The sequence below is a fragment of the Marinobacter sp. F4218 genome, assembly GCF_019443085.1.
GTDB lineage: Bacteria > Pseudomonadota > Gammaproteobacteria > Pseudomonadales > Oleiphilaceae > Marinobacter > Marinobacter albus.
Genome location: NZ_JAHZIL010000004.1, coordinates 344,213 through 362,325 on the forward strand (window position 1 = coordinate 344,213; position 18,113 = coordinate 362,325).

An 18,113-nucleotide genomic window follows, 5' to 3' on the forward strand; every position below is an offset into this window, starting at 1 on the left:
CCTCCCGGGCATTCCCGCGAGATGTCGAGGGCATCCAGCCAATGCATTGAGTATAGGCTGACTCTCGCCCTCCGTATGCCCGGACCTATTTCGCCATCAACGCCTCGACCATGGCGCCCAGAAACCGCGAGGCCTCACCTCCGGTCGCCGCCCGGTGATCGAACGTGAGGGACAATGGCAGAATGCGCCGCACTGTCGGTTTTCCACCGCGAGGAACGACTTTCTCGCGGATCCTGCCAGCGCCAACAATCGCCACCTGGGGAGGGGTCACAATGGGGTTGGCGTACTGACCGGTCATGGTGCCGAAGTTGGACAGGGTGATCGTGGCCCCCTGCATTTCCCGGGGTGGAATCTTGCGGGTGGCAACCGCTTCCCGCAGGTTTTCCAGCCCCTGGCGCAGATCCTGTTGCGACCGGTGATTCACGTCCCGCAGCACGGGCACGAACAGCCCCTCCGATGTATCCACCGCAATGCCCACATGCACTTTATCCAGCAGCCGCCGGCTCAGGTTATCGCCATCGAACCAGGCATTCAGCTGCGGAACCGCCTCACAGGCAAGGGCGATCGCCTGCACCAGGCGCATGGTGATGTCCGTGCTTTCGTTCCAGTCGCCGATGTCAGCGTCCTCGTAAATGGAGACTGGCACCACCTGGGCGTGGGACAACGCCATGTTCTTGGCCATGGTCCGGCGCGGGCCCCGCAGCATTTCCGCCTCACCCAGCTGTTTCTGATGGCTGGCCTGTTTGTGCACATCGTCGTTGGTAATCAGGCCGCCGGGGCCGCTGCCCTTGATCGATTCGAGGCTGACACCCAAGCGCTCCGCCAGCGCACGGACTCCCGGCGTCGCACGGTTGGCCCGGGCCCGTCGGCTGGACACCGCTGCGCCGATGATGAACTGATCCCGGGTGGATTCTGCCCCATTGCCCTTGTCGGAGGTTTTCAGCTCACCCACCACAGTGCCGGTGTCATCCCCCTCACCTTCAAACGCCAGCAAAGGCTCACCGGTGTGGATGATGTCGCCTGGATCGCCGTAGAGCTTCGCGATGGTACCCGCCTCGGGAGATGGCACCTCCACGATGGCCTTGGCGGTCTCCACGGAAACCAGCACCTGATCGACGTCGACAACGTCGCCCACTTTGACGTGCCACTCGACAATTTCAGCCTCGGGCAGGCCTTCGCCAAGATCGGGGAGTTTGAAATTTTTCATAGCGCAATCACCTGTTCCACAGCCTCGACAATGTCGCCTACGGTGGGCAGGTAGGCCATCTCATTCCGGTAATACGGCATGATGGTGTCGTAACCGGTTACCCGAACCACGGGTGCCTGGAGATCAAGAAACGCGCCTTCCGCAATGGAAGCGGCAATTTCAGCGCCCACGCCGCCATTGCGGCAGGCCTCGTGAATGATCACGGCGCGGCCGGTTTTGGCCACCGAACACAGCAGCGTTTCCCGGTCCAGCGGGCTGACGGAGGCGACATCGATTACCTCCGCGGACACCCCCTGCTCGGCCAGTTTGTCGGCCGCCTGCAGGGTTTCCATCACGCACGCCCCCCACGTGATCAGGGTGACATCATCCCCTTCCCGGAGCGTGAAGCAGGTATCGAGCGGTAAGGCCTCACCGTTGTTTTCCACGCTCTGGGTCACCGCGCGGTAAATGCGTTTGGGTTCGAGGAACACCACCGGATCGGGGTCACGAATGGCGGCCAGCAACAGGCCGTACGCCCGTTGGGGCGAACTGGGGATGACCACACGCAGGCCGGGAATGTGAGCAAACAGGGCCTCGGTGCTTTCCGAGTGGTGTTCCGGTGCGTGAATACCCCCGCCAAACGGCGCCCTGTAGACGATCGGGCAGTGCAACCGGCCCCGGGTACGGTTGCGCATTCGGGCAGCGTGACTGACGATCTGCTCCATACCGGCGTAGATGAACCCCATGAACTGGAATTCCGCCACGGGTTTCAGGCCCTGGGTGGCCATGCCCACGGCCGTTCCGGCAATCAGGTTTTCCGCCAGGGGCGTGTCCATCACCCGCTTGAAGCCGAAAAGTTCCTTGAGCCCCACCGTGGCCCGGAACACCCCGCCATTGGTGGCAATGTCCTCGCCCAGCAACACCACATTCTCGTCATGAGCCATTTCCCAGGCCAGAGCCATGTTGACGGCCTCCACCAGGGTGACGTCACGAACCTCTGCCGAGCTCATTATTCACCTCCCCGGTATTTGGCGGCAAGGCGCTCCCGCTGCGCCCGCAACGAGACGGGCAGGTTTTCGAACAGGTAATCCACCATGGCCGTGGGTGGTTCGGCTTCGGTGGCGAGGTACTCTTCCACCGCCTTCTCAACCGTTTGCTTGCACTCGGCCTGCAGCGCCTTTTCCTTGTCCGGATCCCAGAGGCCGGCATCGTGCAGGTAGTTCTGCAAACGTTTGATGCCATCCTTCTCCCAGGCTTTTTTCAGATCCTCGGCACTGCGGTAGCGGGTGGCGTCGTCAGCCGTGGTGTGATCCCCCAATCGATAGGTGACCGCCTCGATCACCATGCCGCCCTTGCCGGCGTGAGCCCGCTCGAGGGCAGCATCCAGGGCCTCGATGACGGAAAAGTAGTCATTGCCGTCCACAATGTGGCCTGGCAATCCGGCGCTGATGGCTTTCTGAGCAATGGTCTCGGCACCGGTCTGGATGCCGCGGGGCGTGGAAATCGCCCATTGATTGTTGATCACCATGAACACCACGGGCAGGTGCCAGGCGCCGGCGAGGTTGATGCTTTCGAGGAAATCGCCTTTGGACGTGCCACCATCTCCCACGCAGCAGACCACCGCCCGCTCCTCACCACGGATGCGAATGGCCGACCCCACACCCACGGCATGGCAACACTGAGTGGCAATGGGAACGGCAATGGGAAGGTCTTCCGGGCAGTTTTTCCACGCACTGCCCCGTTCGTCACCGCCCCAGTACAACAGCATTTCCACCAGTGACGCACCGCGAAGAATGTGCGCAGCCTGGTCCCGGTAGTAAGGTACAAACACATCGGTTTTTGCCAGGCTCTGGCCAATTGCGGTGCCAATCACTTCGTGCCCTAGCACCGAGGGGTAGGTGCCGCATTTGCCGGTGCGTTGCAACGCGATGGCTTTGGCATCGAAAGTGCGGGTGAGCACCATATTTCGGTAGGCAGCCAGGGTACGCTCGGTATCCTCGGCCTGGGCCGGCAAATCATCCAGTGGCTTGCCGTGGTCATCCAGATAGCGGGTGCTATCCACATGAAATTCGAAGCGTTGTTTCATCCCACCCTCCTTGCCCCCGCTTCCTGGTGAAAGCGCAACTGCAGGAGTTCTCCGCTTGTGGCGGAGGGGCCGGCAGTTTAGGAGCCAGTCGTCTTGTCGTAACGCGGGTCGCACGTTGTTGGGATTTACTCAGAGCATTCGAAGACGCCCTGAGTAATATCTAGACGATCCGGAGGGATTGGGCAATTCAGGCTTTTTTCACGAACTCCGACTTCAGTTTCATGGCACCGATACCCTCAATTTTGCAGTCAATATCGTGATCACCGTCGACAAGGCGGATGTTCTTCACCTTGGTGCCCACCTTAACGACCGAGCTGGATCCTTTGACCTTCAGATCTTTGATCACTGTGACCGTATCACCGTCCTGCAGTTCATTACCGTTGGAATCCCGAACCACTGCGCCGGCCTCGGCTGCGGCGGCTTCCGCTTCCGACCATTCGTGACCGCACTCGGGACAGACGAGCTGAACGCCGTCTTCATAGGTGTATTCAGAGCTGCATTGGGGGCAGGGAGGAAGCTGGGCCATGAGGGGTTCCTGAAAAAGTAAAGGGCGCGCATGATACCAGAAAGCACCCTTCTGCCGCCCGCCTGCCGTTACTTCCCCGGTGCCACCCGAGCCAGGATTTCCGGCGAGTCCGACAGTGGAAGTGCGATTATGACGCCCTCATTGGAGGCCGGATAAATCCCTGTCAGTGCCGTGGTGTTGACCTGATGGGATACCAGGATAATGGGCGCCCCGTCTGCCATGGCGTTCACGCCCTCAATGGTTTCCCGGGTCTGGCGGGGCCCGCTGCTCCGGTTCTGGAAGAACGAGTTCAGCGGCGGCCAGCCGGTCACCTCGCCGACATTCATTTCGGTTGCGGTATCCATGCACCGGCACCACTGGCTCGAATACACTCGCGCCCCGGTAATGCCATGCTCCGCCAGAAACGTTTTCCAGGCCCGGGCCTGCTCCCTGCCGGTCTCGTTCAGGTTCCGCTGGGTGCTGCAGTCATCCAGTTGGAAATTCGCCGGGTCGCCTGTACCCGGAGCCAGGGCGTGGCGCATCATCAGTATCGCTTCGCCATCGCGAAGTGCCTGCCATGCACTGCCGTTGTTGTCACTGGCCGCCGCCGGTAACGACAAAACCAACACCAATATTCCCAAGGCCAAACCTTTTGAAATCATGTCAGTCCCTCCTGTGCCTGAAATCTCCTGCCATAGAGTGTGATACGCCACATCAACCTACCAGGCTCACACCAACAGAAGGTAAACTTGCCGCCAGAACCAATCGATGAAGGAATCCGCCATGCCTATCTGGGTCGATGCCGACGCCTGCCCTGTCCCCATCCGGGAAATCCTCTGCCGCGCCGCCACCCGCTGGCAGGTCCAGACCACTTTCATCGCCAATCACAGCATCAACCTCCCGCCGAGCCCCTACATACAGCGCCGCCAGGTGCCCCAGGGCTTCGATGTGGCGGACAACGAAATTATGGACCAGATGAGCCCCGGCGACCTCGTGATTACCCAGGACATCCCCCTGGCGGCGGAAGCCATCGAAAAGGGTGCGGATGTGTTCAATCCCCGTGGCCAGGCCTTCACCAGGGAAAACATCCGCCAGCGCCTGGCCATGCGCAATTTCATGGAAGAAATGCGCAGTGCCGGCCAGGTGACCGGAGGCCCCGCACCGTTCAGCCAGACCGATCGCAAGGAATTCGCCGACAAACTGGACCGCTGGCTGCAACGCAATCTCAAGCAATGACTTCCTGGGCATCCGGACTTTCGTTGCGCAGTTGTTGGTAATGATTCTCTTTTATTTTTGAGACGTACCAGCTACCCTTTGCGCTTTTCCAGCCCTTCGCGGAGTGTTTTCATGCCCGGCCATGCCAGCCAAACCACCAGCAGTTTCGCCGCCCTGGCCCGCCTTTTGCGCTACGCGCGGGGCTATCGCCGACAGATTATTGCGGCCGCCACCTGCTCCATCATCAACAAGCTGTTCGACATTGCCCCGGAGATCCTGATCGGCGTCGCCATCGACGTGGTGGTCAACCAGGAACAGAGTTTTGTCGCCGGGCTGGGGTTTGAAACGGCGCGGGAGCAGATCACCATCCTGGCCGTACTGACGTTCTTTATCTGGGCCGGGGAGTCGCTCTTTGAATACATGTTCCAGATACTCTGGCGCAACCTGGCCCAGCGCCTGCAGTCGGATTTACGCCAGGATGCCTACGAGCATGCCCAGCGTCTGGACATGAGTTTTTTCGAGGCCCGCAGCTCTGGTCAGTTAGTGGCCACTATGAATGACGACGTGAACCAGCTTGAACGTTTCCTGGACGGCGGTGCCAACGCCATGATCCAGGTGCTGGTCACGGTGGTAGCCGTGGGCGCCGTGTTCTTCGTCCTGTCGCCGTTAATCGCCCTGCTGGCCTTTACCCCCATTCCCCTGATTATCTGGGGCGCCTTCTACTTCCAGCGCAAGGCGGGTCCCCTGTACGCCGATGTGCGGGAGAAAGTCGGCGATCTGTCCAGCCGGCTGGCCAACAACCTGGGCGGTATCGCCACCATCAAGAGCTTTACCGCAGAACAGCGGGAAGCGGCACGCCTGAAGGAAAGCAGCGAGGCCTACGTGGAGGCCAACCGCCGGGCCATCCGAATCAGTTCCGCCTTCATTCCGGTAATTCGCATGGCGATACTGGCCGGTTTCCTGGCCACTTTCACCGTCGGCGGCATGATGGCTCTGGAAGGCACTCTGAATGTCGGCGCCTATGGCGTGCTGGTGTTTCTGACCCAACGCCTGCTCTGGCCCCTGACTGGCCTTGCCGAAGTAATCGATCTGTTTGAGCGGGCCATGGCCAGCACCCGGCGTATCCTTGATCTGCTTGCAGAGCCTGTCTACGTGCACGACGAGGCCGGGCAACCACTGGCTGGGCCGGTCAAGGGCGAAGTCCGTTTTGAAAAAGTAAGCTTTCACTACCCCGCCAGCGGCGCCGGTATCCGGGATATCGATCTGCAGGTACCTGCCGGTCACACCCTTGCGCTGGTTGGTGCCACCGGCTCCGGTAAATCCACGCTGATCAAGCTTCTGCTGCGCTTTTACGACCCCAGTCACGGGCGAATCCTGATCGACACCCAGCCCATCCAGTCGGTCAGTCTCAAGTCACTGCGTGAGGCCATTGGCCTGGTGAGCCAGGATGTCTACCTTTTTGAGGGCAGCATTCGGGAAAACCTCGCTTACGGAAAACCGGACGCCACCGACGAAGAAATCGTCGAGGCGGCGAAAACCGCCGAAGCCTGGTCCTTCATTGAGGCCCTGCCCGAGGGACTGGAAACGCCGGTTGGCGAACGCGGCATTCGTCTCTCCGGGGGCCAGCGCCAGCGCCTCTCCCTGGCCCGGGCGTTGCTGAAGGACCCGCCGATTCTGGTGCTGGACGAAGCCACCAGTGCCGTTGACAATGAAACGGAAGCTGCGATCCAGCGCTCACTCAAGCGCATTGGCCACAACCGGACGGTGATCATGATCGCCCACCGCCTGTCCACCATTGTCGACGCCGACACCATTGCCGTCGTGGACGCCGGCCAGGTCGTGGAAGCCGGAACCCACCAGCAACTGCTCGACCAACAGGGTGCCTACCACGCCCAGTGGCGGGTGCAGACCGGGCAGGCCTGAGACCCTGCCTCACCCTCAGATCATATTGATAGTAATTCGCATTTAGATTATCCTGCAGACCTTCAGATAGCCCGGAGCCTGCATGTCTGCCTTTTTCGAAGTGACCAACCTGGGTGTCCGCATCGGCGACACCGCCATCGTCAGCAACCTTAACATCGGCTTTCGGGAGGGCGAGGTTACCGCCCTCCTCGGCCATAACGGCTCCGGCAAATCCACCCTGCTGAAAATCCTGGCCCGGCAGCTCTCACCGTCCACTGGCGAGGCCAGCCTGCTCGGGCATTCGTTCCGCGACACCGGGGCCCGGGAGTTTGCCCGTATCGTGGGCTACCTGCCCCAGCACCCTCCCGGAACCGATGGCCTTACCGTCCGTGAACTGGTGGCGCTGGGCCGCTACCCATGGCGTGGGCCGTTGGGACGCTACACCGATGAGGACCACCAACTGATTGACCAGGCCATTGAGGACACCGGCCTGAGCCGCTTCCGGCACCGCTCGGTGGACACCCTGTCCGGCGGCGAACGCCAGCGCGCCTGGATTGCCATGCTGCTGGCCCAGAAAACCCGCTGCCTGTTGCTCGACGAACCGATTTCGGCGCTGGACGTGAAGCACCAGGTGGAAACCCTGCGACTGGTGCACCGCCTCGCCGAGGAAAGGGACCTGACCGTGATTGTGGTTCTGCACGATGTTGATCTGGCCGCCCGGTTCTGCGACCGCTTGGTAGCTCTGCGTGAGGGCCAGTCGATTGCGGACGGGACACCGCAGGAAGTTATGACCAGCGACACTCTGGAAACCATATACGGTGTGCCGATGGGTGTGATGGAACGGGCGCCCGGCCAGTGGGTGTCCTATGTCCATTAGTATCCTTCTCCGAATCACTGCCGTTCTGTGCCTATGTGTCTCCGCCACGGTGGCCACCGCAACAACCTGGCAGCATGAGCAAGGAACCCTGACCCTGAGCGAAACTCCCAAACGCGTGGTTGCCCTGAACTGGGCCGCAACCGAAGCCCTGCTTCTGCTCGGCGTGACTCCGGTGGGAGTGGCGGACAAGGCCGGTTATTCGGTATGGGTCAAGGAACCCGAATTGCCGGAAGCGGTCCCCAATATCGGCACCCGCGTCGCCCCCAGCCTCGAAGCGATTGCCGAACTGAAACCCGACCTGATCGTCACCAGTTCCGAGATGGCCCCTGCGACCGACCTGTTGGAGCGCATTGCACCCACCTACGTGATCAGTGTCTACAAGAAGGACTCCAGGCCGTTTTCAAAAGCCCGGGAAATGCTCCTCACCCTGGGTGAAATCCTGGATCTGGAGGAACGTGCCCAGGCCATTCTGACCGATATCGATCACACCCTCGCCGCCCAGCGCGAGCGCCTCCGGCGGCATGGTGCCGATGATCAACCGGTGGCCCTGGTGAATTTTCTTGACGACCGGCACGTGCGAATCTATGCCCCGAACGGGCTGTATCAAACCGCCCTGAACGCGCTGGGATTGACCAACGCCTGGCCACATGCGGGCAACTACTGGGGGTTTTCGGTGGTCGGCCTGGAGGCCATCGCCGCCTACCCGGACAGCCGGATTGTGGTCATTGAACCCACCCGCCCGGGTCTATCCGAACATCTTGAAGACAGCCCATTCTGGACCTACCTGCCGGCTGTTCAGCGCGATGAGATTTACCAGGTCGATGCGGTGTGGCCATTCGGCGGCGTGTTCCCGGTAATGCGACTGGCCAGCAACCTGACAGACGCATTGATTCAGGGAGGCACCGACAATGTACGCTGAAACCCGGCTGGCCACGAACACGCCCGGGCTTCCCGCCAGACTTCCGCTGGCCGCGGCCCTGCTGTGGCTTGGAGCACTGGCCGCCAGTGCGTCGCCCTGGCTGGCCGAACTGGATCCGGCGGCATTGATTTCCGCGTTCTGGACCTACAACAGCCACGACTACACCTCGGTACTGGCCCATTTCAGCTGGGCGCCCCGGGTCTCCGTGGCCATCCTGATTGGCTGCGGACTGGGGCTGGCCGGGGCAGTAACTCAGCAGGTTCTGGGTAATCCGCTAGCGTCCCCGACCACGCTCGGTGTCGAAGCCGGGGGGCAATTCGGCGTGACCATTGCCACCCTGTTCGCCCCGGCGGTGTTGGCGTTCAGCCCGGATCTGGCCGCCGTCGCCGGCGGCTTGCTGGCCATTTTCCTCGTCATCGCGCTGACCTGGCGCCTTGGTTTTTCCCCGGTCACGGTGATTCTCGCCGGCCTGGTCATCACCTTCTTCATGGGCGCCCTGAACATGGCGTTCCTGCTCCTCAAGGGCGAATGGCTGGGCAACCTCTTTATCTGGGGCGCCGGTTCGCTGGTACAGAACAACTGGACGCCTTTTATGGATCTATGGCCGCGGGTTCTGGTTCTGGCTCTGGCTCTGGTGCTGCTGATGCGACCGTTGCAGCTGTTGCAACTGGGTCAGGCCTCCGCCAGCTCGCTTGGTGCCCGTGTCGGCATGATCCGAATGCTGGCGCTGTTTTTGGTAGTGCTGATGAGCGCCACGGTGGTTAGCCGGGTTGGCGTGGTGGCGTTTGTCGGGTTGGCGGCGCCGGTACTGGCCCGGCTGCTTGGCGCCCGGAACCTGGTGGAACGGCTGGTATGGAGCACACTCTTCGGCGGTGGCCTGCTGCTCCTGGCAGATACCCTGGCGCACTGGGCCTCCACCTGGGGTGACGGCTCGCTGGTGCCAACCGGCACAACGACCGCGCTGATCGGAGGCCCCATCATCCTGCTGGCCCTGCAGAGCTTCAGGAACACCCACCACATGCCGGGCCAGGATGCCAGCCCCACCGGATTTATACCCATAAGACGCCCGGCCGTTGTGATCGGCTCGGTATTGCTGACGCTTCTGCTCGCTACGTTTATCGTATCCATGGGCTGGTCGCCTGGCCTTCAGGAATGGAGCTGGACGCCCCTGAGTCAATGGGACGATGCCTGGGTCTGGCGCGGTCCGCGCATGCTCGCGGCCATCCTTGCCGGCGTATCCCTTGGCCTGGCCGGCACCCTCATTCAGCGCATGACCGGCAACGTGATGGCCAGCCCGGAAATGCTCGGCATCAGTGGCGGCGCGGCCCTGGTAATGGTGCTGATTGTCCTGAGCGGCGCTGAAGTAGGACGTGCGGGCCAGCTGACCGCCGCCACCGTTGGCGCAGCCGGCGCCCTCGGCCTGTTGATCCTGCTGGCCCGAAGGCACCGGTTCGCGGGCACTCAGTTACTGCTGGGCGGGCTCGCCTTGTACGTGTTCATGGATTCCGGTTTGCGACTGGTGATGGCATCCGGTGGCACCGTGGCGTCCAAATTGCTGAACTGGATGTACGGGGCCACCTGGCTGATCTCCGAATCCGAGGCCCTGGCACTGCTGAGCCTGATTCTGCTGATCAGCCTGTGCCTGTTCACGGTGATTCGCCCGCTGACCATCCTTCCGCTGGGTGATACCTCGGCATCCTCCCTGGGGCTGCCTGTTGGCCGGGCACGGCTGGCGCTGCTCTTGCTGGCCGCACTACTGACGGCATCAGCTACGGTGGTCATCGGGCCACTGAGTTTCGTGGGCCTGATCGCACCGCACCTGGCCCGGGTACTCGGGCAGCATACCGTGGGCCGGCAGATGATGGTGGCGGCCCTCGCCGGCGGCCTGCTCCTGGCCGTCGCCGATTACCTGTCCCGGATTGTGGTCTACCCCGGCCAGTTACCCGCCGGGCTGCTGGCGGCACTGGTCGGTGGTCTTTATTTCCTGTGGGGGCTGAGCCGCCATGGTCGCAGCTGATCCCTCCGGCGCCGACTGGCCCGGGCGGTATCGGCACTTGCTGGCCAGCGCAGGCCTGAATGCCGAATCCGTCATCGGCCAGGCTTTACAGCCTCACGACCTGGATCGTCCTGCACTGCTCTCGCTCGCCCAGTGCCTCGAACGGCCGGAACTGCTGCAACAGCAGCTCACAAAGGACTACCCCGACGCCAGCAACGCCCGCGCACTACGGGCGTATCTCTCCGTCACCCAGCAGGATCTGGCGCTGTCGGTGATTGCACCGTTGACGCTGAGACTGTTTCGCGATGGCAAGTCACCTTTACCCGACCCCCAGCAGATTTTTCTCGGGCGGGCCCGCGAGGGTGCGACGGCAGCGCGATGGTTTCATGCCCCGTCACAGCCAGCGGTTGGTTTAGCAGACTTCATCGGGAAACTGGATGAGCTTGTGACTGCCTGGTATCCGGTTTTCCGGCAGGGATTCGGGGTCAGCCCGGGGGCTTACTGGAGCAGTATCGGTCTTGGTCTGGGAGCGCCTTTTTCGGTCGTGTGGAACCTTGCGGATGCAGAGGCCGTATGCAACCTGGCACAGGCCTGGCTGGAGGAGTTTGCATGTGGTGCGAACCGGTTCGTTGATTGGGTACCGGCCGAGTTCAGTGGCCGGCAATGCGCCATTCCGCAGCGCAAGGGCTGCTGCCTGAAGTATCTGCTGCCGGAAGGTGGTTACTGTGGCACTTGTGGCATTTATCGTAAGGCGCGTCTGGCTGAGACTAGCCGCCGATCCCGGAGCCCAGCGCCAGACCAGCGACTGCCAGCGCAATAAACAGTCCGGCGCCGGCAGCGATTTTCAGCCCTTCGATCATTTCCTGTTCCGGTGTCATCACTCTTGCTCCCTGCATCCATCGACCAGAAGAGAATTCCGGAGCGGACAAGGCCCGCTCCGGAACCGGGTTCAGTACGCCCAGGAGACGGTCAGGCTGGCGTTAGCCGGCTCGCCGTAGAAGCCCTGGGCCGAGGCGCCGAATTTCTTCAGGCTCTCAATGTATTTCTCGTCGGTGACGTTGTTGACGTTCAGGGTAGCGTTCCAGTGGCGGGCAAAATCGTAGCTCGCCATCAGATCCAGGACCGCGTAACTGTCCTGCTCGGTAACAATAGTGGCACCAGCGTTCGGGCCAGTGGTCGCCACGCCCTGCTCCTGACTGATCTCGGACTGCCAGCGGACCTGGCTGCCGACCTTCAGGCCATCAATGCCGGGCACTTTCCAGGTACCCCGCAGTTGCGCCAGGTGTTCCGGTACAAAGGATTTTGCAGCGTTACCATCGGCGTCTTCGATGTCCACGAAGGTGTAGCCGGCGAACAGCTGGATCCGGTCGGTCACATCGCCAACGAACTCGAGCTCAACACCCTGACTCTCGAGACCGTCGATGCCCCGGTAGTAAACGTCGGGTGAGTTCGGATAGGTGCCGGCAGCTTCCGCCACGTTTTTCTGTTCGGTCTGAAACAGGGCCACGGTGGTGTTCACCCGGTCATCGGCGAATTCACTTTTCAGCCCGAATTCGTAGTTCACGCCGTCAATCGGGTCGAGGCGGTCGCGATTAATATCCAATTCCGTCTGCGGCGCAAAGATTTCGGTGTAGCTGGCGTACAGGGAATGGTTGTCGTTGAGGTCATAAATCAGACCTGCGTACGGCGTTTCCACCGCGTCATAGCTGGTGGTTTTGGCGGTGCCATAACTGACGCCTTCACTGTCCAGCCAGGTCAGGCGCAAACCGGTGATAGCGGTCAGTTGATCGGTCAGGCTCCAGCGCGCGGCGGCGTAGGTGGCCACTTCCTTGTCGGTCCAGTCCGAGCCACCCACGCCATTGTCAAAGGTGGGCTTGGGGTAATTGCCATCCCATTCATTCAACGGCGGCAGTGGATCGCCAATGCCCTGACCATAACGGGATTCGTCAACGGTCTCTGAGCGGGACCAGGTAGCCCCCAGAACCAGTTCGTGGGTGCGATTGGCAAGGTTGAACGGGCCAGTGGCGTAGGTGTCCACCACCCATTGTTCAACGTCGAGATCATACTGGCTGGGGTAGGCAAAGAGGCCCTCGCCGGTCTGCGGATCCGGGGTGCCATACTGGTAGAAGAGTTCGGATTCGCTCTCGTTCTTGAGCCGGAATACCGTGCCCTGGGCGCGCCAGCCACCGGCCAGCTCCTGTTGAAGCTCAATGAAGCTGTTGTCCTGGGTGTTGTCCCAGTAGGACCAGTCGGAAGCGGTGCTGGTTGACCGGGCATAGTCCGTTGCGGTGCCGTCGGAATAGAACAGGGGCAAGGCGCCCCACAGCGGACTGTCGGTGTCGGAGGTCTGGAACGAGTGTCCCAGCGTCAGCAGCGTGGTGTCCGTCAGATCCGCTTCGATGACCCCATAAAACATCTGCTTTTCGTTGCTGTACCGATCCAGGTAGGAGTCCTTGTCCTCGTATCCCGCCACAACCCGGCCACGCACAGCACCGGATTCAGACACGGCGCCGGAGACATCACCCACGATGCGCTTCTGGTCCCAGGACCCACCGGTTACGGAAACCGAGCCACTGGATTCGGCCGTCGGGCGCTTGCGGATGAAGTTCACCGTCGCGGCCGGGTTGCCGGAGCCGGTCATCAGGCCATTGGCGCCGCGAACCACCTCAATACGATCAAAAAACGCCGTGTCCAACTCACCCTGCACATTGTCGTAAACCGCCGGCAAGCCAACACCATCGTACTGGAAGTTGTTGATGTCGAAACCACGCGCGGTGTAGTAGGTCCTGTCGGATTCCACCGACTCCACGGTTACGCCGGTGGTGCCTTCAAGCACGTCGTTGATATCGTTCTGGGCGAAGTCATCCATCTGCTCGCGGGTGATAACCGTGACTGACTGCGGCGTTTCGCGGTGGGTCAGGCCCATTTTCATGGTTGTGGTCGTGGATTCCGCGGTGTAGCTGCGGGTCTCTTCCGAGGTAACCGGACCGCGGTCAGCAGACACCTCCAACGCGTTCAGGACGACGGGCTTGTCTTCCTGCGCCCACGTCAGGCCCGGCAAGGTGGCGGCCATCATGGCTGAAATCAGGGCCTTGCGGCGGAAGGCGGTTTCGGGATTTCGGGACATCTTCTTCTCCGTTTCATGGGGTCACTCAAACTTCAGACGCACATCTTAATGCGAATGATTCCGATTTCAAATGTTTAATTTGGAATGACCACCTGAAACGACTTTCTTCCAGCCACCCGGGAACCGGCGGCGTGACGCAGCAGGTGCTATTCTGAGAACTTCGCCGGCAGGTCAATCGAATGCCCCTGAACTCGACACACCGGGAGATTCCAATGCGCTCATTCCGACAACTCGCGATGCTAGCCAGCCTCTTCCTGGCGGGTCTGCCCATGGCTTACAGCCAAACCTTCTCCTCCGACGCCGGGCAGTTCCGGCTCGAAACCGTGGCCACGGGGCTGGAGCATCCCTGGAGTCTTGCCTTCCTGCCGGATGGTTCCATGCTGGTGACGGAGAGAGCCGGACGGCTTCGGATTCTTCGCGATGGCGCTCTCGACCCCGATGCGATCCCCGGTGTTCCGGAGCTCGTGGTTTCCGGCCAGGGGGGGCTGCTCGACGTTCTGTTACACCCGGACTTTGCGGAAAATCGCACCCTGTTCCTCAGCTACGCACACCGCGCGGACCGCGGCATGACCACGAGAGTGGCGAGGGCCAGGTTTGAGCAGGACCGTCTCGAGGACGTCGAGGTGATATTTGAAGCGCTGCCCCGCTCCGGTAAGTCCCGGCATTTCGCCGGGCGCATGGCCTTCGACAGCAACGGGTACCTGTACGTCGCGGTCGGCGACCGGGGAGAAATGGACCGCGCTCAGGACACTGCCGACGACGCCGGCGGCGTGCACCGGATTACCGTGAACGGCGAGCCCGCCTCCGGGAACCCGGGGATGGATAACCCGCAAGTCAATGACACGTTCTATACCTGGGGCAACCGGAACATTCAGGGGATGACGGTACATCCGGACACTGGTGATGTCTGGACCCACGAACACGGTCCCCGGGGTGGGGATGAAATCAACATCCTTCGCGCCGGCACCAATTATGGCTGGCCTGAAATCACCTACGGCATCGGCTACTCCGGCATTCCGATCACCCTGGACACCGAAAAGGAAGGCATGGCCCAGCCGCTGCATTACTGGGATCCCTCCATCGCACCGTCGGGTATGGCGTTCTACACCGGCTCAGGGATTCCGGAATGGCAAGGCGATCTGTTCGTGGGGGCGCTCAAGCTTCAGAAACTCGTGCGCCTGAAAATCAGGGACGAATCCGTGCGCGAAGAAGAGGATTTGCTGACGGATCTGGGAGAGCGGATACGGGATGTTCGCATGGGCCCCGATGGAGCCCTGTGGCTTCTGACCGACGATTCCGACGGCAAGGTGTACCGGTTGCTGCCGGCTCAGTGAGGGTCGTTGGTTCGCTCGGTTTTCTCGAACTGGGGGATGTCGTCGGTGATCTCGAACCAGTCCGATTTTGAACCTGTATACACATGTTGTGCCGGGCCCTTGCCCAGCGGTTCATTGATGACACCGACCCGCAGGCGAAGGATGCCCGGAATCGCATCCACCCGGCTGTAAAGCTGGCTGCCGCAGCGACTGCAGAAGGCCCGGTATTTACCGGGCCGGGATTCGAACTCGGTGACCAGGGCTTCGCCGCTTAAGAACCGGAACCGGATTTTCTGGATAGGCGCACTGGCCGAGAACGCACTGCCGTGAGCCCTTCGGCATTGACTGCAGTGGCACAAGGCAACCGGACCGAGAGGACCGTCGTATTCAAAGGTGATGTCGCCGCACAGGCACTGGCCGGTATACATAGGTTTTTCTCTCAATCTGGCGAGGCGCGTCAATTCAGCGCCGATGATACCCGCCGGCCACTTGAAGAACCAGAGCGCCGACTCCATCTTAGGAACACACAGCTCGAACAGGAGGAACGTATGGCATTCAGCACACTTCCGAACATCGGCATGGGGACTTTCCGGCTGAAGGGCAATGATGCACGGGAAGCGGTCAAAAGTGCCCTGTCTCTGGGTTATCGGCACATTGATACCGCCCAGATGTACGACAATGAGGCGGAAGTTGGCGATGGCATCACGTCCAGCGGCATTCCGCGCCGCGAAATCTTCCTGACCACGAAAATCTGGCACGACCAACTGCACGCAAGCGATCTGATCAACAGCCTGCATGACAGCCTGGCCCGGCTCAAAACCGACCACGTCGACCTTACGCTGATTCACTGGCCCTCCCCCGACGACGAAGTGCCCATGGAGGAATACCTGGGCGCCCTGCGAGACGCCCAGCGGGAAGGGCTGACCGATCACATCGGCATCTCCAACTTCACCTGTGCCCAGATGGACAAGGCGGTCGAGATTCTTGGCCATGGCACCATCTTTACCAATCAGGTGGAAGTGCACCCGTTCCTGGCGAACCGCAAGGTCGTGGAGCACGCCCAAAAGCTCGGAATTACGGTAACCGGCTACATGCCCCTTGCTGTCGGCAAGGTTATGGAAGATGAAACGCTCCAGCGCATTGCCCAGACCCACAACGCATCACCCGCCCAGATAGCGATTGCCTGGGTGGCGTCCCGCAGCGTTGTGCCGATCCCGTCCTCGACACGACCGACGCATCAGAAAGCCAATCTTGATGCCCTGAACATCGAGCTGAGCGAGGACGAGATTCGCCTTATCGACGAACTGGACCGTGGTGAGCGGATTGCGGACCCGGGCTTTGCACCGGCCTGGGACTGAGCCAGACACCCGCGACCAAAGAGGCCAGCGTAGCCAAGGGCAGGAGTAACAACCACTGGGTCTGCAGGGCCCAGTAGGTGGCCGTGCTGAAGAGAACCCAGGTAATCGGCACCGGCAGCAGCAACCAGAACGTTGCGCGGCCGAAACCTCCCACCAAAAGGACACTGGCCGCAACGGTAACGCCCGGCGACAGCCCAAACAGCGCCAGGGTCGTTGGCTCCCCGGACTGGACAACAGTAAGCCAGGGCAACAGCACCACCGCCGCCAGCCAGAACGCGGCAAACCACCCTGTTCTGCCGATCGACAGACGGGGGCAACCTCGGGTAACGGCCAGTGCCGCAAGCAGCCCGCCCTGTACGGTGAACGCCCAGCCAATCCAGACCGCCGGCCAGTTGATCTCACCGAAGTAGTTCACCAGAAAGCCACCGCCACTGAGAATCCAGGCCGCAGCAACAATCACCAGTGCCAATCGACGCCAGACGATCTCGGGCCGGCCTGCCATCCAGGGGACAATGAGGCTTAACGGAACAACGAGGAGCTGCCACGGCCAGAGGTCCTGATTGATCCGCGCAAACAGTCGCAAAAACACCTCTGGCCCAAACATCAGGAAATCCTGCAGGGAATAGCTCAGCCAGGCTGGATCACTCACAGAGACCTCACGTAGGCCACCATCCGCTGCCGCTGCTGTTCATCCGGCAACTCGCCATACATGGCCGCCATATTCTCCTGCATATGCTCAACACTCGAGGTTGCCGGTATGGCGCAGGTTACCGCCGGATGGGCAACAATAAACTTCAGGAAAAATTCGGCCCAGGTGCTCACGCCCGCTTCCCCGGCCCACGCCGGCAGGGGCTCGGACTGAAACCGCCGGAACAGCGAACCGCCCTGGAAAGGCCGGTTTACGATGACCGCAATGCCCCGCTCCTGCGCCAGAGGTAACAAACGGGCCTCGGCCTCACGGTCCAGGACGTTGTAGGTCAGCTGAACGAAATCGAGCGGCTGGGTTTCCATGATGCGGGCGAACTCGCCATGACGTCGCCCGTGGGATGTGGTGATACCAAGGTAACGCACCTCTCCCGCCGCCTTCATGGCCTTCAGCGTCTCCAGGTGTCCCTGCCAGCCAAGAAGATTGTGGACCTGCAGCAGGTCGAAGCGTTCCACACCCCACTTTCGACGGGACGATTCCGCCTGCTCCCTGGTCGCCGATTCATCACCAGTCCAGATCTTGGTGGCGGCGAAAAGCTGATCCCGGGCCCCCAGGGCATCAAGGGACCGCCCCAGAACGTCGGCGGAGGAACCGTACATCGGCGAACAGTCGACCACACTGCCACCATGATCAAAGAACGTCTTGAGCACCTTGGTGCGTTGCTCAATCAGATAGGGATCGCTGCCGACATTGAAGGTAATCCAGGTCCCCATGCCGATGGCGGGGAGGCGTTCGCCGGTCGAAGGAACAGCGCGCCTGATCGGTGCCGGGAGTTGAGTATTCCCGTGCATCGCGAACAAGCCGGGCGCATGAAGAGCCAGCCCCGAAAGACCAGCACCCACAAGAAGCTGTCTGCGCGTAAGATGTTTTGCCATGACCACTTTCTCACTGTCGCGGTGTCAGTGCGAATGGTACGAATGCCG

17 protein-coding genes are annotated in these 18,113 nt (G+C 61.3%); 8 read left to right on the top strand and 9 right to left on the bottom strand.

What is annotated here, in order from left to right; genetic code table 11:
* Positions 1-85: 85 nt before the first annotated feature.
* From K0B93_RS16905 to K0B93_RS16925, 5 genes are all read right to left on the bottom strand, one after another.
* Positions 86-1,207, bottom strand: coding sequence for a dihydrolipoamide acetyltransferase family protein (locus K0B93_RS16905; protein WP_219868434.1), 1,122 nt, complete (start codon positions 1,205-1,207; stop codon positions 86-88).
* Positions 1,204-2,196 carry an alpha-ketoacid dehydrogenase subunit beta gene (locus tag K0B93_RS16910; RefSeq protein WP_219868435.1) on the bottom strand — a complete coding sequence of 331 codons (993 nt, stop codon included), beginning with the start codon at positions 2,194-2,196 and terminating at the stop codon, positions 1,204-1,206. Before K0B93_RS16910 ends, K0B93_RS16905 begins: the two co-directional genes overlap by 4 nt.
* The gene (gene pdhA, locus K0B93_RS16915) at positions 2,196-3,272 is read right to left on the bottom strand and encodes a pyruvate dehydrogenase (acetyl-transferring) E1 component subunit alpha (protein WP_219868436.1); all 1,077 of its coding nucleotides are present in this window, start codon (positions 3,270-3,272) and stop codon (positions 2,196-2,198) included. The genes K0B93_RS16910 and pdhA overlap by 1 nt, the downstream gene beginning before the upstream one ends.
* Before the next feature lie 187 nt (positions 3,273-3,459).
* Entirely contained in the window at positions 3,460-3,798 is a 339-nt protein-coding gene (locus K0B93_RS16920; protein WP_219868437.1) for a zinc ribbon domain-containing protein YjdM, read from the bottom strand.
* A gap of 68 nt (positions 3,799-3,866) precedes the next feature.
* Positions 3,867-4,439 (bottom strand): histidine phosphatase family protein, encoded by a 573-nt coding sequence (locus K0B93_RS16925; RefSeq protein WP_219868438.1) that lies wholly within the window; start codon positions 4,437-4,439, stop codon positions 3,867-3,869.
* 121 nt (positions 4,440-4,560) lie between these two features.
* Here K0B93_RS16925 and K0B93_RS16930 point away from each other — a divergent pair, with 121 nt between their 5' ends.
* From K0B93_RS16930 to K0B93_RS16955, 6 genes are all read left to right on the top strand, one after another.
* Positions 4,561-5,013, top strand: coding sequence for a YaiI/YqxD family protein (locus K0B93_RS16930; protein ID WP_219868439.1), 453 nt, complete (start codon positions 4,561-4,563; stop codon positions 5,011-5,013).
* A gap of 111 nt (positions 5,014-5,124) precedes the next feature.
* Entirely contained in the window at positions 5,125-6,915 is a 1,791-nt protein-coding gene (locus tag K0B93_RS16935) for an ABC transporter ATP-binding protein (RefSeq protein ID WP_219868440.1), read from the top strand.
* 82 nt (positions 6,916-6,997) lie between these two features.
* Positions 6,998-7,771 (top strand): ABC transporter ATP-binding protein, encoded by a 774-nt coding sequence (locus K0B93_RS16940; RefSeq protein ID WP_219868441.1) that lies wholly within the window; start codon positions 6,998-7,000, stop codon positions 7,769-7,771.
* Positions 7,761-8,690 carry an ABC transporter substrate-binding protein gene (locus K0B93_RS16945; protein ID WP_219868442.1) on the top strand — a complete coding sequence of 310 codons (930 nt, stop codon included), beginning with the start codon at positions 7,761-7,763 and terminating at the stop codon, positions 8,688-8,690. Before K0B93_RS16940 ends, K0B93_RS16945 begins: the two co-directional genes overlap by 11 nt.
* Positions 8,680-10,707, top strand: coding sequence for a Fe(3+)-hydroxamate ABC transporter permease FhuB (fhuB, locus tag K0B93_RS16950; protein ID WP_219868443.1), 2,028 nt, complete (start codon positions 8,680-8,682; stop codon positions 10,705-10,707). Before K0B93_RS16945 ends, fhuB begins: the two co-directional genes overlap by 11 nt.
* Complete coding sequence (locus tag K0B93_RS16955; protein WP_219868444.1) at positions 10,694-11,506, top strand: (2Fe-2S)-binding protein; 813 nt, start codon at positions 10,694-10,696, stop codon at positions 11,504-11,506. The genes fhuB and K0B93_RS16955 overlap by 14 nt, the downstream gene beginning before the upstream one ends.
* 129 nt (positions 11,507-11,635) lie before the next feature.
* On the opposite strand, the gene K0B93_RS16960 is transcribed toward K0B93_RS16955, so the two are convergent.
* Positions 11,636-13,813 carry a TonB-dependent siderophore receptor gene (locus tag K0B93_RS16960; RefSeq protein ID WP_219868445.1) on the bottom strand — a complete coding sequence of 726 codons (2,178 nt, stop codon included), beginning with the start codon at positions 13,811-13,813 and terminating at the stop codon, positions 11,636-11,638.
* A 212-nt stretch (positions 13,814-14,025) separates the two neighbouring features.
* Here K0B93_RS16960 and K0B93_RS16965 point away from each other — a divergent pair, with 212 nt between their 5' ends.
* Entirely contained in the window at positions 14,026-15,147 is a 1,122-nt protein-coding gene (locus tag K0B93_RS16965) for a PQQ-dependent sugar dehydrogenase (protein WP_219868446.1), read from the top strand.
* Here the strand turns inward: K0B93_RS16965 and K0B93_RS16970 are convergent.
* The gene (locus tag K0B93_RS16970; RefSeq protein ID WP_219868679.1) at positions 15,141-15,554 is read right to left on the bottom strand and encodes a GFA family protein; all 414 of its coding nucleotides are present in this window, start codon (positions 15,552-15,554) and stop codon (positions 15,141-15,143) included. The two genes, K0B93_RS16965 and K0B93_RS16970, sit on opposite strands and share 7 nt — an antisense overlap.
* Positions 15,555-15,674: 120 nt before the next feature.
* Here K0B93_RS16970 and dkgB point away from each other — a divergent pair, with 120 nt between their 5' ends.
* Positions 15,675-16,484, top strand: coding sequence for a 2,5-didehydrogluconate reductase DkgB (gene dkgB, locus K0B93_RS16975; protein WP_219868447.1), 810 nt, complete (start codon positions 15,675-15,677; stop codon positions 16,482-16,484).
* On the opposite strand, the gene K0B93_RS16980 is transcribed toward dkgB, so the two are convergent.
* Both K0B93_RS16980 and K0B93_RS16985 read right to left on the bottom strand, forming a co-directional pair.
* Entirely contained in the window at positions 16,420-17,133 is a 714-nt protein-coding gene (locus K0B93_RS16980; protein WP_219868448.1) for a DUF6064 family protein, read from the bottom strand. The genes dkgB and K0B93_RS16980 overlap by 65 nt on opposite strands.
* Entirely contained in the window at positions 17,130-18,065 is a 936-nt protein-coding gene (locus K0B93_RS16985) for an aldo/keto reductase (RefSeq protein ID WP_219868449.1), read from the bottom strand. The genes K0B93_RS16980 and K0B93_RS16985 overlap by 4 nt, the downstream gene beginning before the upstream one ends.
* Positions 18,066-18,113: the final 48 nt, after the last annotated feature.

Excerpts from the sequence above, each read along its gene's own strand:
- K0B93_RS16905 (WP_219868434.1), bottom strand. The coding sequence starts at position 1,207 with ATGAAAAATTTCAAACTCCCCGATCTTGGCGAAGGCCTGCCCGAGGCT.
- K0B93_RS16910 (WP_219868435.1), bottom strand. The coding sequence starts at position 2,196 with ATGAGCTCGGCAGAGGTTCGTGACGTCACCCTGGTGGAGGCCGTCAAC.
- pdhA (WP_219868436.1), bottom strand. The coding sequence starts at position 3,272 with ATGAAACAACGCTTCGAATTTCATGTGGATAGCACCCGCTATCTGGAT.
- K0B93_RS16920 (WP_219868437.1), bottom strand. The coding sequence starts at position 3,798 with ATGGCCCAGCTTCCTCCCTGCCCCCAATGCAGCTCTGAATACACCTAT.
- K0B93_RS16925 (WP_219868438.1), bottom strand. The coding sequence starts at position 4,439 with ATGATTTCAAAAGGTTTGGCCTTGGGAATATTGGTGTTGGTTTTGTCG.
- K0B93_RS16930 (WP_219868439.1), top strand. The coding sequence starts at position 4,561 with ATGCCTATCTGGGTCGATGCCGACGCCTGCCCTGTCCCCATCCGGGAA.
- K0B93_RS16935 (WP_219868440.1), top strand. The coding sequence starts at position 5,125 with ATGCCCGGCCATGCCAGCCAAACCACCAGCAGTTTCGCCGCCCTGGCC.
- K0B93_RS16940 (WP_219868441.1), top strand. The coding sequence starts at position 6,998 with ATGTCTGCCTTTTTCGAAGTGACCAACCTGGGTGTCCGCATCGGCGAC.
- K0B93_RS16945 (WP_219868442.1), top strand. The coding sequence starts at position 7,761 with ATGTCCATTAGTATCCTTCTCCGAATCACTGCCGTTCTGTGCCTATGT.
- fhuB (WP_219868443.1), top strand. The coding sequence starts at position 8,680 with ATGTACGCTGAAACCCGGCTGGCCACGAACACGCCCGGGCTTCCCGCC.
- K0B93_RS16955 (WP_219868444.1), top strand. The coding sequence starts at position 10,694 with ATGGTCGCAGCTGATCCCTCCGGCGCCGACTGGCCCGGGCGGTATCGG.
- K0B93_RS16960 (WP_219868445.1), bottom strand. The coding sequence starts at position 13,813 with ATGTCCCGAAATCCCGAAACCGCCTTCCGCCGCAAGGCCCTGATTTCA.
- K0B93_RS16965 (WP_219868446.1), top strand. The coding sequence starts at position 14,026 with ATGCGCTCATTCCGACAACTCGCGATGCTAGCCAGCCTCTTCCTGGCG.
- K0B93_RS16970 (WP_219868679.1), bottom strand. The coding sequence starts at position 15,554 with ATGTATACCGGCCAGTGCCTGTGCGGCGACATCACCTTTGAATACGAC.
- dkgB (WP_219868447.1), top strand. The coding sequence starts at position 15,675 with ATGGCATTCAGCACACTTCCGAACATCGGCATGGGGACTTTCCGGCTG.
- K0B93_RS16985 (WP_219868449.1), bottom strand. The coding sequence starts at position 18,065 with ATGGCAAAACATCTTACGCGCAGACAGCTTCTTGTGGGTGCTGGTCTT.